Source organism: Sedimentitalea sp. XS_ASV28, from assembly GCF_041224545.1.
Classification (GTDB): domain Bacteria; phylum Pseudomonadota; class Alphaproteobacteria; order Rhodobacterales; family Rhodobacteraceae; genus Sedimentitalea.
In genome coordinates this window covers 48,676-64,354 of sequence record NZ_JBGFGP010000178.1, presented here as the reverse complement: position 1 = coordinate 64,354, position 15,679 = coordinate 48,676, and the positions used below count along the sequence as shown (strand labels likewise).

15 protein-coding genes are annotated in these 15,679 nt (G+C 60.1%); 6 read left to right on the top strand and 9 right to left on the bottom strand.

The annotated features are described in order from the left end of the window. Positions 1-85: 85 nt before the first annotated feature. From AB9K34_RS24300 to AB9K34_RS24290, 3 genes are all read left to right on the top strand, one after another. Complete coding sequence (locus tag AB9K34_RS24300) at positions 86-838, top strand: alpha/beta hydrolase (protein ID WP_369957379.1); 753 nt, start codon at positions 86-88, stop codon at positions 836-838. An 82-nt stretch (positions 839-920) separates the two neighbouring features. Next, on the top strand, positions 921-1,349 hold the full coding sequence (locus AB9K34_RS24295) for a VOC family protein (protein WP_369957377.1): 429 nt from the start codon (positions 921-923) through the stop codon (positions 1,347-1,349). A 17-nt stretch (positions 1,350-1,366) separates the two neighbouring features. Beyond that, entirely contained in the window at positions 1,367-1,999 is a 633-nt protein-coding gene (locus AB9K34_RS24290; RefSeq protein ID WP_369957420.1) for a hypothetical protein, read from the top strand. Positions 2,000-2,169: 170 nt separating this feature from the next. On the opposite strand, the gene phaZ is transcribed toward AB9K34_RS24290, so the two are convergent. Continuing rightward, positions 2,170-3,444, bottom strand: coding sequence for a polyhydroxyalkanoate depolymerase (gene phaZ / locus AB9K34_RS24285; protein ID WP_369957375.1), 1,275 nt, complete (start codon positions 3,442-3,444; stop codon positions 2,170-2,172). A gap of 117 nt (positions 3,445-3,561) precedes the next feature. On the opposite strand from phaZ, the gene AB9K34_RS24280 reads away from it, so the two are divergent. The 3 genes from AB9K34_RS24280 to phaR all read left to right on the top strand — a co-directional run bounded on the left by AB9K34_RS24280 (position 3,562) and on the right by phaR (position 6,734). Next, on the top strand, positions 3,562-5,367 hold the full coding sequence (locus tag AB9K34_RS24280; protein WP_369957373.1) for a PHA/PHB synthase family protein: 1,806 nt from the start codon (positions 3,562-3,564) through the stop codon (positions 5,365-5,367). A gap of 129 nt (positions 5,368-5,496) precedes the next feature. Continuing rightward, on the top strand, positions 5,497-5,940 hold the full coding sequence (locus AB9K34_RS24275) for a phasin family protein (RefSeq protein WP_369957371.1): 444 nt from the start codon (positions 5,497-5,499) through the stop codon (positions 5,938-5,940). A gap of 236 nt (positions 5,941-6,176) precedes the next feature. After that, on the top strand, positions 6,177-6,734 hold the full coding sequence (gene phaR / locus AB9K34_RS24270) for a polyhydroxyalkanoate synthesis repressor PhaR (protein WP_369957369.1): 558 nt from the start codon (positions 6,177-6,179) through the stop codon (positions 6,732-6,734). A 119-nt stretch (positions 6,735-6,853) separates the two neighbouring features. Here the strand turns inward: phaR and AB9K34_RS24265 are convergent, their stop codons facing one another. The 8 genes from AB9K34_RS24265 to AB9K34_RS24230 form a co-directional block, all read right to left on the bottom strand. Then, entirely contained in the window at positions 6,854-8,056 is a 1,203-nt protein-coding gene (locus tag AB9K34_RS24265) for a DegT/DnrJ/EryC1/StrS family aminotransferase (protein ID WP_369957367.1), read from the bottom strand. A gap of 224 nt (positions 8,057-8,280) precedes the next feature. After that, the gene (locus AB9K34_RS24260; protein WP_369957365.1) at positions 8,281-9,585 is read right to left on the bottom strand and encodes an NAD(P)/FAD-dependent oxidoreductase; all 1,305 of its coding nucleotides are present in this window, start codon (positions 9,583-9,585) and stop codon (positions 8,281-8,283) included. 24 nt (positions 9,586-9,609) lie between these two features. Next, positions 9,610-10,968, bottom strand: coding sequence for a glutamine synthetase family protein (locus AB9K34_RS24255; RefSeq protein ID WP_369957363.1), 1,359 nt, complete (start codon positions 10,966-10,968; stop codon positions 9,610-9,612). Further along, complete coding sequence (locus AB9K34_RS24250; RefSeq protein ID WP_369957361.1) at positions 10,965-11,648, bottom strand: type 1 glutamine amidotransferase; 684 nt, start codon at positions 11,646-11,648, stop codon at positions 10,965-10,967. Before AB9K34_RS24250 ends, AB9K34_RS24255 begins: the two co-directional genes overlap by 4 nt. A gap of 61 nt (positions 11,649-11,709) precedes the next feature. Next, entirely contained in the window at positions 11,710-13,029 is a 1,320-nt protein-coding gene (locus AB9K34_RS24245; protein ID WP_369957359.1) for a glutamine synthetase family protein, read from the bottom strand. Between the two features lie 308 nt (positions 13,030-13,337). Next, positions 13,338-13,790: an N-acetyltransferase family protein gene (locus AB9K34_RS24240; RefSeq protein ID WP_369957357.1), complete on the bottom strand. Its 453-nt coding sequence runs from the start codon at positions 13,788-13,790 to the stop codon at positions 13,338-13,340. 144 nt (positions 13,791-13,934) lie between these two features. Beyond that, the gene (locus AB9K34_RS24235; RefSeq protein WP_369957355.1) at positions 13,935-14,744 is read right to left on the bottom strand and encodes an ABC transporter permease; all 810 of its coding nucleotides are present in this window, start codon (positions 14,742-14,744) and stop codon (positions 13,935-13,937) included. Then, on the bottom strand, positions 14,744-15,628 hold the full coding sequence (locus AB9K34_RS24230; RefSeq protein WP_369957353.1) for an ABC transporter permease: 885 nt from the start codon (positions 15,626-15,628) through the stop codon (positions 14,744-14,746). Before AB9K34_RS24230 ends, AB9K34_RS24235 begins: the two co-directional genes overlap by 1 nt. Between the last annotated feature and the right edge of the window lie 51 nt (positions 15,629-15,679).

The window sequence follows — 15,679 nt, the reverse complement described above, 5'->3', positions numbered from 1 at the left end:
CGGCCGCGACGGCGGGGCCTTGCTCAATTCGGCAGTTGCAGCCGCTGCCGGGTGGTGCATGATCTGTGAAAATCCCGGAGGACACATGCACGAGCCATCCTTTCTTGAAACTCCGCAGAACCGGCGCATCGCCTATCACAAGAGCGACGGAAAAGCGCCCTGCATCGTGTTCCTGGGCGGGCTGAAATCCGACATGGAAGGCACCAAGGCCGTGCACCTCGAAGCCTGGGCGAGAAAACGCGGGCAGGCGTTCCTGCGGTTCGACTATTCCGGTCACGGAGAAAGCAGCGGGCGCTTTGAAGATGGCTGTATCGGCGATTGGGCCGAGGACGCGCTGGCCGCCGTCACTGCGCTGACCGAGGGCCCGCTGGTGATTGTCGGATCGTCGATGGGCGGGTGGCAGGCGCTGTTGCTGTCGCGGGCGATTCCAGACCGCATTGCGGGCCTCGTCACCATCGCCGCCGCGCCCGATTTTACCGAGGATGGCTATTGGGCGAACTTTACGGATGCACAGAAACAGGCGCTGGAGACCGTCGGCCATGTCGAACTGCCGTCGGATTACATGGAACCCTACATCATCAGCAAACGCATGATCGAGGATGGCCGCAAACGGCTGGTCCTGCGCGCGCCATTGTCCTTGCCGTTTCCCGTGCGCAGTCTGCAGGGCACCAATGACACGGCGGTCAGCACCGAGACCGCCCTGCGCCTGCTGGATCATGCACAATGTCCGGATATGCGGCTGACGCTGGTCAAGGATGCGGACCACCGTTTTTCCGACGAAACCTGCCTTGGGCTGATCGAAACGGCAGTGGCCGACATCCTGAACGGTGCTGGATGATGCGCCCGTTCGTCGGGCTTCTGATGCCGCCGGAGCGGGCGGGGATCACAGCTGATTTCCAACAGGAGCAAAGGATATGATCATGGAACAACGAATCAGTCTTGTGACCTTGGGCGTTGCCGACATCGAAGCAGCCGCAGCGTTCTACGAGGCGCTCGGATGGCAAAGGGTCCCGGGGGAGGAAGGGGTGATCGCCTTTGATCTCATCGGCCAGACCCTCGGTCTCTATCCTCTCGCGGATCTCGCGCGGGACATGGGGCTGTCGGTCGAGGCGCTCGGGCACGGGGCGATGACACTGGCCTATAACGTGCGGGACAAGGCGCAGGTCGCCGAATTGATCGACACCGCGGAACGCGCCGGCGCAACCGTCCTGAAATCCGCGCATGACGTGTTCTGGGGCGGACATATAGGTTATTTCCGGGCGCCGGATGGCTGCATCTGGGAGGTGGCGTTCAACCCTTATGCACCTCTCGCCGAGGACGGGTCGTTTCGCTGGCTGGGCTACGCGTGATGCGGCCTCCGGGCAGCATGCGCGGACTTGAGACTCTGGGGCGCGTCCGACTGTCCCGATATTTTTTCATGCGCGATTTTCTCTATTCCGAAATCGCCAACATCCACCAGTTGAGCAATATCCCTGAGAATCCGGACCGTGCGATTGAAAACGGCCGCTCTTTCTGCCGGTTGCTGATGGACCCTCTGGAAGAGACCTTTGGCCGGATTGCGGTGCGCTCAGGCTATCGCTCGCCGACGCTGAACAGCTTCGGAAACCGGAACCACCTGAACTGCGCGCGCAACGATAACCCTCTGGAATGTCACATATGGGATCGCGGCACCGCGGATCAACGCATCGCCGGGGCGTCGGTGGTCATTCCATGGTTTGCCGATCAATACGAGGCCGGTCGCGATTGGCGGGACCTCGCATGGTGGTTGCACGATCACCTTGCCTATTCCGAAATCTGGTTCTTTCCCAAGCTCTGCGCCTTCAACCTCGTCTGGCGGCCCGTTCCGTTGCGACGGATCGACAGCTACATCGCGCCACGGGGCAGTCTGTTGCGGGCGGGCCAGGAACCGGAAGAAACGACGGCAGAACGCCAGAGGCGCTATGCCGATTTCCCGCCCTTTCGGGGGATCCCCATGCCTCTCGCCATGGGGCCGGGATAGGCTCGGGTCAGATATCTGCCAGTCGTAGAGTGCGCCGCCGCCCCGCAATCGCGACAATGGCATATCAGATGTGTACCGCTCCTCGCGCGGACGGGACTGATCCGCCCACGCACCTTCCCGCAGCTGCAGGAAAAGACCGTGAACGGTGTGGTCGCCATAAAAGCGGGGCTCTATTCGGCCGCGACGTTTTTGTTTGCGGCCTGCTTGCGTCCGGTGCCGCTGTTGGCATCGATGAAGTCGAGAACCAGCGGGCGGATATTGTTGCGCCACGACTTGCCCGCAAAGATACCGTAATGGCCAGCGTCGGGTTCGACATGGCTGGCCTTCTTGCTGTCGGGCAGGCCGGTACAGAGATCGAGCGCGGCGATACATTGTCCGGGGGCCGAGATGTCGTCCTTGGCACCTTCGACGGTCTTGACCGCAACATCGGTGATCTTGCCGATATCCACCTGATGACCGTCAACGACAAAGACGTTGCGCGCGATTTCGCGTTCCTTGAAGATGCGCTCGACGGTCGAAAGATAGAATTCCGCCGGCATGTCCATGACAGCGAGGTATTCGTCATAGAAGCGGTTGTGGGCGTCGTGTTCAGAGGCTTCGCCGCGTGCGACGCGCAGGATCTGATCGGTGAAGGCGCTGGCGTGGCGCTCGGTATTCATCGACATGAAAGAGGCAAGTTGCAGAAGGCCCGGATAGACCATGCGACCGACTCCGGGATATTTGAACCCGACGCGCTGAATCATCGTCTCTTCCAGTTGGCCCATGGTCACCCTGTGACCGAAGTCGGTCACGTCGGTGGGGGTCGCATCCGGGTCGATCGGACCGCCGATCAGGGTGAGAGACCGGGGCTGTGCCTCGGGATCCTGTTCAGCGAGATAGGCGGTGGCGGCCAGCGTCAGCGGCGCCGGTTGGCACACCGCGATCACATGCGTGTCGGGGCCGAGTTCGCGCATGAAGTCCACGAGGTACAGGGTGTAATCCTCGATATCGAACTTTCCGGCGGACACGGGAATGTCGCGCGCATTGTGCCAGTCGGTCACGTAGACCTCGCAATCAACCAGCAGCGATTTGACCGTGCTGCGCAGCAGGGTCGCGTAATGGCCCGACATCGGTGCAACCAGAAGCACCTTGCGCGGACTTGGCTCGCGGCCCGTCACCTTGAAATGGATCAGGTCTCCGAAAGACCGTTCAACCACCGTTTCGATGTTGACCAGGTGATCCTTGCCGTCCTTGCAGGTGAAGGTGCGGATGCCCCAGTCCGGTTTGACAACCATGCGCTGAAACGTGCGTTCGGTCACTTCACCCCAGGCCGCCATCCAGTTGAGCGCGGGGTTTGGAATCATGCTGAATATCGGATATGATGCGAGTGCAAGGGCTGACGCGCCCATCCACTGATTGGTGTTGCGCGTCGCCTCCATCAAGTCGTAGGTGATCATGTAGCGCATTTAGGGACTCCAAGTTTAATAAATGATCCCAGATGAGATCGGACCATCCGTCGCTTTGCCCCCCGAAACCGGCGACGTTATTCTGCACAGCAGCAAGATTACGAGGTATTCCATAAAATGACAACCAAGCATGACGGCGCACCCGAAAATTCCGGTGAACATCTGGAAAGTTTTCAGAAAAATCTCGAGAAAATCGAGGAACTTTCCCGGCGCCTGATGGAGGTCATGACCCACAAGACCAGCCACAATGCCGCGCTGGATGCGCCGAAACAGGATTTGTTTGCACGGGCAGCAACCGCATACTGGGCCGAGGCGATGCAGAATCCGTCCAAGATGATCGGTCAGCAGGTGGCCTATTGGGGCAAGTCGCTGAAGCATTTCGCCGAGGTGCAGGAGACATTCGCCAAGGGTAAGCTCGCCGCGCCGCCCAATCCCGGGCCGAGCGATCGGCGGTTTTCCAACCCGATGTGGGATGAACACCCCTATTTCAACTTTCTCAAGCAGCAGTACCTGATCAATTCAGACGCGATCAAGCAAGCCGTGGAAAGTGTCCAGGACATGGATCGCAAGGAAAAGCGGCGGCTGACCTATTTTGCCAACCAGATCGTCGACATGATGGCGCCGACCAACTTTTTCGCGACCAATCCGGATGCGTTGGAAAAGGCCATCGAGACCGAAGGGCAATCGCTCGTCGCGGGGCTTGAAAACCTGATCTCCGATCTCGAAGCGAACAATGGCGAGCTTGTTGTGCGGCTGGCGGATGAAAAGGCGTTTGAGCTGGGCGGCAACATCGCCACAACGCCCGGCGACGTGGTGTACCGCAATCGGATGATGGAACTGATCCAGTACAAGCCGGTGACCGAAACGGTGCATGAAATTCCGCTGATTGTCTTTCCACCCTGGATCAACAAATTCTACATTCTGGACCTGAAGGCGCAGAACAGCCTGATCAAATGGATTATCGAACAGGGTTACACTCTCTTCGTGGTCAGCTGGATCAACCCGGATGCCACCTATTCCGAAACGGGTCTGGAAGATTATGTCCAGGACGGCTACCTGACCGCGCTCGAAGAGGTAAAGGCGATCTGCAACACCAAACAGGTAAATGCCGTGGGGTATTGTATCGCCGGCACCACCCTTTCCATGACGTTGTCACTGCTGAAGCAGCGCGGCGACAAGTCGGTGAAATCGGCAACGCTGTTTACCGCCCTGACCGATTTTGACGAGCAGGGAGAGTTCACGCCTTTCCTGACCGACGATTTCATCGATGGCATCGAGGCCGAGGTGAACGACAAGGGTGTTCTGCCGTCCTACATCATGGCGCGTACATTCAGTTTCCTGCGGTCCAACGATCTGGTCTACAAGCCGGCAATCCGCAGCTACATGATGGGTGAGGCCCCGCCGGCCTTCGATCTGCTCTACTGGAATGGTGACGGGGCCAACCTGCCAGCCAAGATGTCGATGCAGTACCTGCGCGGGCTCTGCCAGAAAAACGAATTCACCCAGGACGGTTTCGAGCTCTTCGGGCACAAGCTCAGGATCTCGGAAGTGGATGTGCCGCTTTTTGCTGTCACCTGCGAGACCGATCACATCGCCGCCTGGAAGGATTGCTATCGCGGCGTGCAGATGATGGGATCGCGCAGCAAGGAGTTCATCGTTTCGGAATCCGGCCATATTGCGGGCATCGTGAACCCGCCGAGCAAGAACAAGTACGGGCATTACACGAACAAGGATCTCAAACTGTCCGCGGATGACTGGATGACCGGGGCGGAACGGCACGACGGATCCTGGTGGCCGCATTGGGAAAGCTGGCTCAAGAAGCGCTCGGGCAAACAGGTTCCAGCGCGGGAAATCGGTGATTCGACTCGCCCTTCGCTTGCGCCGGCCCCCGGAAGCTATGTGCGAGCCAAGGCAACAGTCTGATATTGCATTATAAATTAACTTATGCTGCGGCGCAGCAAAAAAACCTTGAAATGCCGCGCCGCAGCATGCATATTGTCCTCAGCAAACAGACGCGGGATCGTCCCGGTCAACAACGCAAGGATTAGGACAATGGCAAATACCCAAGATTTCACCGCCGTCATGAAAGACATGATGGGCAGCTTCCCCGTTGACACCAAAGCAATGGAAGAAGCCTTCAAGACCCAGGCAACCCTGAACGAGAAACTGTCGGCTGTCGCTCTGGACGCGGCTTCCAAGTCCGCTGAACTGTCCAACAAGTGGACCAAAGAGACCATCGCCAAGCTGAGCGAAGTGTCCAAGGCAAAAGCCGAGCCGGCCGACTACGCCAAAGCCGCAACCGATTTCGCTTCCGCTTCGGCTGAAGTTGCTGCCGAAAACATGGCTGCTTTCGCTGAAATCGCGAAAAAAGTTCAGACCGAAACCGTTGAGCTGCTGATGGCAGCCGGTAAGGACATGAGCGAAGACGCGACCGCTGCCGTCAAGAAAGCGACCAGCGACGTGACTGCTGCGGCCAAGAAAGCGGCAGCCAAGTAAGCCACGCTTACAACGAATTGCGCCAAATCCTCCCAACTGGTGCAATCGCGGGGACAGGTCGAAAGATTTGTCCCCATTTTTTTTGTTCCGCCCAGGAGCGAGTTCAAACGCTGCAATCCGATTATGCGGCGCACCGCCCAGTCTGACAGGCACCTTGGCATTCCGCGCGCTCTTTCTTTTTGTGCTGCGCTCGCATAGGCTTTTCTGCAATGCATCATGTCTCGGGAGGACGTCAGGTGGCGGAAACGGAAAAACCCCTTCTTATCAAGCGATACGCCAGTCGTCGGCTGTATAACACCGAGACCAGCGATTATGTCACGCTGGAAGACATCGCGAGCTTCATCCGGGATGGGCGCGAGGTCCAGATCGTCGATCTGAAGTCGGGAGACGATCTGACCCGTCAGTATCTCTTGCAGATCATCGCCGAACACGAAAGCCGCGGCGAGAACGTGCTGCCGGTGAACGTATTGAATGACCTTGTGCGCAGTTACATGGTGCCGGGCGGCGGCATGATGCCCCAGTTCCTGCAAAGCTCATTCGAGATGCTGCGCGAGAATCAGGCCAAGATGATGGAAAACATGACGGCGATGAACCCGATGTCCAAAATGCCTGCGTTCGAGGCCATGCAGGCGCAGCAGGCCGCATTCCTCAAGGCGATGACCGGTGGCATGGGCAATTCCTGGAGCGGTCCTGCGAAGGATGATGACGCCGAGGGCGACGACAGCTCCGAGAACCTTGAAGACATCAAGAAACAACTGGCTGAGCTTCAGAACAAGCTGTCCAGGCTCAAGTGAGTTTTTCCGGCACGGGCGGTGCGTCTGCGCTGGCCGTCAGGTGGTTTCGCGGCAAACTGACGTGCTGGGACCTTTGATCTCAGGCAGCGTCAGTTCATCCGGATTTCTCGCGAAACGCATCAGGTGCCGTAGGCCGCGACCCGGCCCATGACGTCATCTACCGCGCCCAGGATAATGTCCGAAATGACGTTCAGTTCGGTCTTGCTGAGACGAACCGGGAGGCGCACGTCGCAGGCTCGCATCAGCATCGCGCGGGTGCGCGGCAGTTCCGGAAGGTCGGGGATGAACTGCCAGTTCCAGAAGGCACGGGCATTGTCCGCGCTCTGACCGAAAACCTGCACCTTCACCCCGCGTGTCTCGGCGGCGGCGGCGAAGGACAGGATTTCGAACCCATCCATACCAACGAGGTTGAACTGGATCGAATCCGGTGCCCGGACCTCCTGCGGCAATGGCGCTGGCACGTCGATATGCGGCGAGGCGTTCAGCCGTGCGGCGACATGGTCGTGGTTCGCCAGACCATCGCGCACCCGCCGCGCAAGTTCCGGTATTTGCGCGCGGACCACGACCGCCGACAGGTTGCTCATCCGCAGGTTATAGAGTGGCAGGCGGTTCTGCCAGCGGGCAAAGGCGGCCTGCAATTCGGGCGATGATCCCTTGTGCTTCTGCCAATTGTGTTCATATGCGCCGGACATGATGATCGCACGTGCAACCAGATCGGCGTCGTCCGTGACAAGAATGCCGCCTTCGCCCGCGTTGATCATCTTGTAGGACTGGAATGAAAAGCACCCCACCTTGCCGATGGTGCCGATCTTGCGGCCATTCCACGTGGTCCCCAGCGAATGCGCCGCGTCCTCGATTACCGGAATGTCGCGCGCGTCGCACAGCGCCATGATCGCATCCATGTCGCTGGTATGTCCGCGCATGTGGCTGATGATGACCGCCTGCACATCGGCAAGCCTGGCCTCGAAATCCTCGATATCGATGCGATAATTCTCACCCACCTCGCACAGGACCGGCATGCAATCCGCATGTAGCACCGACGAGGGAACTGCCGCAAAGGTAAAGCCGGGGATCAGGACCCGCGCGCCGCGGGGCAGATCGAGCGCCTTGAGCGACAGGAACAGCGCCGCCGAGCACGAGGACACCGCCAGCGCATATCGGCTGCCCATCTGTTCGGCAAACTCGGCCTCGAGCAGCGCGACCGGAGCATCGCCCGGTGCGGTGTAGCGAAACAGATCGCCCGACTGCATCAGGGCGTCAATGGCGTCGCGGGCGGATTGCGGGATGGGTTCTGCGTCATGGACATTCGGTGGCAAGGTCATATTTCGATTTCCCTAACTTAACCTGTGGCTTTGTTAAAACAGTTGACGGCAAGTGCCAACAGGAAATCGGGCATGGCCGGCGAAACCCGGCCACCTTGCAATGCGCTCAATCATATGCCGAAGGCAGATAAGGTGCCCGCCGCTCGCGCGCAGCTGGTCTCACAGTCGGACAAGACGTGCGTCCGGTATCGCAACGGGATCCGGATATCGGCGGTGTGGTCGGGTCAGGTGCCCAGACGGTCGCGCAGGCTGTACCAGGTCATCGCCAGCGCCAGCAAAGGTGAGCGCAGCATCGCGCCCCCCGGAAAGGCGGGGGTGGGGACGCGGGCCATGGTGTCAAACCCTTCTGCCTGGCCTTGCACGGCCATGGCCATCAATTGCCCCGCATGGGTCGCGGTGCCGACCCCGTGTCCGGAATAGCCGGAGGCAGACAGAATGTTCGGCCCGAGCCGGGCCAGATACGGCATCCGCTTCATGGTGATTGCCAGCGTGCCGCCCCAGGCATAGTCGATCTCGACATCCCGAAGGTGCGGATAGATTTCCGTCATCGGCTTGCGCACAACGGCGGCAATATCGGCCGGGAACGTATAACCATAGCTTTCGCCACCGCCAAAGAGCAGCCGTCCATCCGCGCTCAGACGGAAGTAATTCACCACGAACTTGCTGTCCGCGACCGCCACATCCCGCGTCAGAACCCTCGCGGCATCGGAGCCAAGCGGTTTGGTGGCGACGATGAAATTGTTGATCGGCATGACCCGCGCGGCGACCTTGCGGTTCAGACCGCCAAGATATCCGTTGCAGGCCAGGATCACATGATCTGCGATCACGCGGCCCTTGTCTGTCTGCACGGTCGCCGGCTGACCTTCTTCAATGTGGTGAACGTGGCTCTTTTCGAAAATGCGCACGCCGGCCGCAGCCGCCGCACGCCCGAGGCCAAGCGCATAGTTCAGCGGATGCAGGTGCGCCGCCCCCCAATCCAAGGTGCCGCCCTTATAGGCTGGCGAGGGGCAGAGATCGTGACAGCTGGCTGCATCCATGACCTCGATCTGATCATAGCCGTATCGTCGCTCAAGGTGCTCTGCATAGCGATGCAGGTCGGTCACGTCTCGCGCCGAGGCGGCGGTATGGGCAACACCGGGCTTGAGATCGCATTCGATCCGGTGGTCCGCAATCAGCGATTTGACCAGGGCCTTGCCGTCTTCCGCCAGATGCCAGAGCTTGCCTGCCTCGGCATCGCCAAGCAGGCGTTCGAGCCCGTCCTGATCCATGCGCTGGCCGCTGCCCAGCTGTCCGCCGTTGCGCCCGGACGCGCCAAAGCCGACCCGGTGCGCATCGAGCAACACCACATCCAGCCCCGCCCGGGCCAGATGCAGCGCCGCCGAGAGGCCGGTATAACCAGCACCGACAACACAGACATCGGCGCGCGTCTCGCCGCGCAGGGGGGGGAACCTTTCGGCCGGATGTGCGGTCGCGGCATACCAGCTTTTCGGGTATTCGCCGCGCCGATCGTTCGAGAACAAAAGGTTCATGATGGCCTCACGGTGTCTTGGACGCTAGACGTTCAGCAGCAGATGCTCGCGTTCCCACGGCGAAATGACCTGCAGGAATTCCTCGTATTCGGCGCGCTTGACGATGCTATAGACGCGGGCAAACTCCTCGCCGAGCACCGCATGCAAAGCCTTTGCGTCTTCGAAAAGGGACAAGGCATCGCCCATCACGCGCGGAATATCCTCTTCGCCCTCATAGGCATCGCCGCGAAACTGCTTGTCCGGGCGCCGTTCTTCCATGATCCCGAGATAGCCGCAGGCCAGCGATGCGGCGATGCAGAGATAGGGGTTGCAATCCATACCGGCCAGCCGGTTTTCGACGCGGCGCGCCTCGGGTCCGGACAGGGGAATGCGGATCCCGGTGGTGCGGTTGTCACGGCCCCATTCGAGGTTGATCGGTGCGGAATGTTCGCGGGTATATCGCCGGTAGCTGTTCACGTATGGGGCCATGACCGCGATGGCCGACGGCAGATGATGCTGCATCCCGCCGATGAAGTGGTAGAAGGCATCGGTTTCGCCCCCCTGCGGGCCGGCGAACAGGTTCTTGCCGCTGTCGATGTCGAGAATCGAGTGGTGGATATGCATCGCGCTGCCGGGCTCGTCGGCGATGGGTTTGGCCATGAAGGTCGCAAAGCAGTCATGGCGCAGCGCCGCTTCGCGGATCAGCCGCTTGAAATAGAACACTTCGTCGGCAAGACGGACCGGATGCCCGTGACGCAGATTGATTTCGAGCTGGCCCGCGCCGCCTTCCTGAGTGATGCCGTCGATTTCAAAGCCCTGCGCCTCGGCAAAGTCGTAAATGTCGTCGATCACGGGTCCGAACTCGTCCACCGCCGTCATGGAATAGGCCTGCCGTGCGGCGGCCGGACGTCCGGAGCGGCCCATCATCGGTTCGATCTGCTTGGCCGGATCGACATTGCGCGCAACCAGGTAAAACTCCATTTCGGGCGCAACCACGGGCTTCCAGCCCTGATCCTCGTAGAGCTTGACCACCCGTTTCAGCACGTTGCGGGGGGAAAATGGCACGGGGTTGCCCTTGCGATCGAACGCGTCGTGAATCACCTGCAAGGTCCAGTCGGCGGTCCAGGGCGCCGCCGTCGCGGTGCTCATGTCCGGACGCAGGATCATGTCCTTTTCGATAAAGCCGTCTTCGCCCGCCGCTTCACCCCAGTCGCCTGTAATGGTCTGGTAAAAGATGCTGTCGGGCAGGTGAAAGTAATCCTGCTTGGCAAATTTGCTGGCAGGCACCGCCTTGCCGCGTGCGATGCCGGGCAAATCCGAGATTATACATTCCACCTCGTCCAGCCGTCGTCCCTCGAGGTAGGCACGGGCAGGTTCGGGCAGGCGGTCGATCAGGTCGGTCATCTGGTGCGTCCCTTTTTGAAGAACTCGGCCATTTGCACGGCGATTTTGTCATTATCGATCGGATCGGCCAAGCGTCGTGACGCCCCGCTCAGCACATCGTCGGGCACCACGCCCTTGCCGCGGGTGCGGATCAACCCGTCGATGAAATCGCTCCCGAATTCGGGGTGAGGCTGAACGGTCCAGATGTTGTCGCCATAGGTGACAAAGGCGTTCTGGCAGAAGTCGTTCGAGGCAATCACCCGTGCGCCCTCGGGCAGTTCGACCACCTGGTCCTGATGCCAGGCATTCAGGGTCAGGGTTTCACCGTTCAAATAGTAATCGGTCGCGCCCACGACCCAGCCGCCGGCGAATTTCTCGACCTTGCCACCCAGGGCCTGGGCGATGATCTGGTGGCCGAAGCACACTCCGATCAGCGGCAGACCCTTGCCCGCGATCTCGCGGATCAGATCTTCGAGCGGGGCGATCCATGGATGATCCTCATATACCCCGTGCTTGGACCCCGTGATCAGCCAGCCTTCGGCGTCATCGGCCCCATCGGGAAACTCGTTGTCGACGACGGCAAAATTGACAAATTCGAAATCATGCCCGCGCAGCAGGGTTTCGAACATGCGGTCATAGTCGCCTGTGGACGCGAGCATGGAATCTGGCGCGTGTCCGGTTTGCAGGATGCCGATTTTCATGAGTCACCAAAAATTTGATCAAATTTAGGATAGCACCCCGCCGATGTCGCGGCAAGAGGGGTCACACCGACTCGAGATAACTCAGCCAATGTGTTTCCGGCGCGCGCCGGGACAGGACCTCCTGTTCCTGCCGCTTTGTCATCACCAGATTGCGGATCAGTTGCGGAGAAAAGATGCGCGCGATAAGCGGGTCGGTTTCGAACGCGTCGATCGCCGCGTCCCAGCTTGGCGCGAGATGAGGCAACCCCTCGATTTCATAGGCGTTGCCGGTGATCGGCTCAGGGGGCGTCATCGCATCCTCGATCCCGATCAGAGCCGCGCCGAGGATCACGCCAAGCACGAGATACGGGTTGATATCGCCGCCGGCCACCCGGTGTTCGATGCGTCGCGCAGCGGGCGGGCCGCCGGGAATACGGATCGCGGCCGTGCGGTTTTCATAGGCCCAGGCGGCATTCGACGGGGCGTGGGCGCCGGGCACCAGCCGATCATAGGAATTGCCATGTGGCGCAAAGATCAGCGTGCTGGGCGGCATCGCCGCAATGCAGCCCGCAACCGCCGACAACAGCAGGTCGCTGCCCTTGGTCTGGCCATTGTCGAAGATATTCTTGCCTGCCGAATCCAGAACCGAGAAGTGGACATGCATCCCGTTCCCGGCGTCATCGGCATAGGGCTTGGCCATGAATGTCGCGGCAAACCCGTGCTGGCGCGCGATGCCGCGCACCAACGCCTTGAAAAGCCACGCGTCGTCGGCCGCCCGCAAGGCGTCCTGATGGTTCAGGTTGACCTCGAACTGGCCGATGCCGCTTTCGGAGATGGCGGTCTGTGCCGGGATCCCCATGGCTTCACAGCCGTCATAGAGCGCCGTAAAGAAATCATCGAACGCATCCATCTGCGCCAGCGACAGGATGGCCTCGCCATAAAGGGGGCGGCCGGTCACCGGGTTCAGAGGCGCGGTTGGCGACATGCCGCTGTCATCGACCAGCGTGAATTCCATCTCGGTGGCCGCAAGCACGCTCCAGTCCCGCGCTGCATAGCGGTCAAGCACCGAGATCAGCGCATGGCGCGGGTCGCCGGCAAACGGGGCACCTCTTTCCGTATACATCGTCATGGGCACCAGTGCCGATGGCTTGGCCAGCCACGGCATGGGCACCGGACCACGCTCGGTCGGACGCAGGATGCCATCCGCATCGCCGCTTTCAAAGACCAGCGGGCTGTCCTCGATATCGGCGCCCCACAGATCGACGTTGAGCACGGAAAAGGGCATACGCACCGCCCCTTTGTCGAGCTTTTCGGCAAAGGACGCCGGCACGCGTTTCCCTCTCATCTGTCCATTGAGGTCGCACGCCGCGATGCGGAAGGTTGGAAAGGCGCGAAGGTCCATGAGGGCCATCCTGAGTGGTGTTGCAGATTATCCGACAAGGTTTAACGCAAGAAACCCGGTCTGTCATGTAAATTTGATCAAATTATTTCACGCACTTCAATACAGCGGTGCGCGCCGGTTGCGTCCCTATTGGCAGCGTCTCTGATCCGGCTCTCGATTTCGGCAACCCGCAAAGCAGGCCAAGATGATCAGATCCGGCTTCTGCGCACGATCCGGGCCAGACGGGAGCGAACCGGGTGGATGACGGCGTCGGCTCGACAAAGGCGAATGTCGAAAACGAGACCGATGGCAGCGGACCGGTCCGAACGTTACCGGCCAGCCCACTCGTAGTATGAAATCGCGTGCCCGGCGCGTGGATGAACATCGGTGCCCGTCATGGTGAGTCCTGATCTTTCATAGAATTTGCGTGCGTCGGTATTGGTCGAAGCGGTCGAGAGCGTGAAGCCGGATGGCATCTGTGCCATTGCCAACCGCAACAGGCAGCTTCCAAGCCCGCGGCCAATGAAATCAGGTCGGACGAAAATCTGCGAAAGCACCCTCTGCTCAGGGCATACAGCCAGAAATCCGATGATTTTTCCGCCTGTTCTTGCCAGCGTGATCCGCCATCCATTCGCAACTTCCGGTTCTATGCGGTTTCTGAGTGTTTCCCGAGAAAACATCGGAACGGGACCAACACCGGGCAGACTGGCGCTGGCATGCCAAACGTCGGCAATTTCATCATAGTCGGATGGACTCGCAGGATTGATTTCGATTGGCTTCATCGCACCCACACCAACGCCTGAACCACTCGAACGAAGTCGGTGTTGCCATGACTACAACCAACCTGCTCTCTCGTCGTCGCGCATGGTCAGTTTGGTCTTTGCAACCGGACAAATCAAGCCAGTGCTCGCGTCCGCTTTCAAACTTCAACGCATCAAGTTGGGGCGAAAGCGGGTGCGCAGGTGGCGCTCGGCGGGCAAGTGACGGTTGAGCCGTTTGCCGATCAGCGCAAAGACCGCCACGATGATCAGGGTCACGAGGATGAAATACACCGCGAGGATCGGATAGGGGATGAAGGGGTTAAAGGTTTTGTCGGCAAAGTAGCTTGCGTAATAGAGCGCATCACCCCGTTGCTGCCATGCGGGAAAGCCCGAGAAGAACACCAGCGTCGTCGCGTGAAACAGAAAGATTGCCTCGTTCGTGTAGGCAGGCCATGCGAGGCGCAGCATGGTGGGCCAGATGATGCGTTTGAATCTGGGCCAGCCGGTCATGCCGTAGGCATCGGCGGCCTCGATATCGCCCTTGGGAATAGAGCGTAGCGCACCGTAAAAGATTTCACCCGAATAGGCGGCGGTGTTCAGGAACAGCACGATCAGCGCCCCGAGCCAGGCGGCGGTGAAGGCACCAAAGGCGGGATAGCTGCTCTTGAGGCTGAGAAACAGGAAATAGGCAAAAAAGAACTGGATGAACAATGGCGAGCCACGGAACACGAAGATGAACCATTCCGCGGGTTTGCGAATCCAGCGCGATTGCGCCCCCTTGGCCACCGCCAGTCCGGTCGCGAGGAAGAACCCGATCGACAGGGCCATGACGCCGAAATAGACGTTCCAGATCATGCCCGACCCGATCAGGGTAAACTGTTCGCAGAGGGTAAAGCCTTCACGCGGCAGCAGGCGCTCGCCGATCCCGATGGACCGCAGCGCGTAATCCTGAATGGTCTGCAGGCAACTCGACATCAGGCGGCCGCCTTTCTCTGCGCTTCTCCGCCGGCCGTCGCCTGTCCGCGCGTCAGGCGCTTCATCAGGCGTTCGAGCACAAGTTCGGAGATCCGGGTGAAGCCGAGATAGAAAATCAGCAGAAACAGGAAATACCACATGCGCCAGTCGCCATGCGGATAGTCGGTGAATCTACTGGTCTTGGTCCCGCCCAACTCGCGCGCCCAATAGACCACGTCCTCGATCCCGAGCAGGAACAGCAAGGGCGTTGCCTTGATCAGCACCATCCAGAGGTTCGACAGCCCGGGCAGGGCAAAAACCCACATCTGCGGCACCAGTATGCGCCAGAAGGTCTGGCGGTGGGTCATGCCGTAGGCTTCGGCGGTTTCAAGTTGCGCATTGGGAACGGCGCGCATGCCGCCGTAAAGGACATTGGCCGCGAAGGCGCCAAAGACGATCGCAAAGGTAAAGACCGCGAGAAAGAAACCATAGGTTTCGTGGATATATTGCGGCGCGTTGCCAAGCGGCATCTTGGCCGCCTGGCAGACGACGAAATCCGAACCCTGCCTGACCGGTTGATCCCAGTCGGGGCAAAGCACCCGGTGCCGCACATACTCGATCGCCTGGTCCAGAGCGATCACGAAAAAGAGGAAAAACGCGATGTCGGGAACGCCCCGCACGATGGCGATGTAGATCTTGCCCAGCCAGCGCAGCGGGGCGATGCGTGAGCGGGCCGCCATGGCGCCCAGAAACCCGAACCCCAGCGCAACCGGGGCAGTGATCGCCAGCAGCAACAGGACCTTGAGAAAGGCCAGGTAGAACGACATGTGCACGCCGGTTGTCAGGTAGCACGAAAACCAGGCGGCTGTGCCGAGCGTGTCAGGATCACTGCAATAGGAAAACATGGGATGCGCCGGCTCTGGGCGTCAGGCCCGCAGCGGCGGGCCTGACATCCA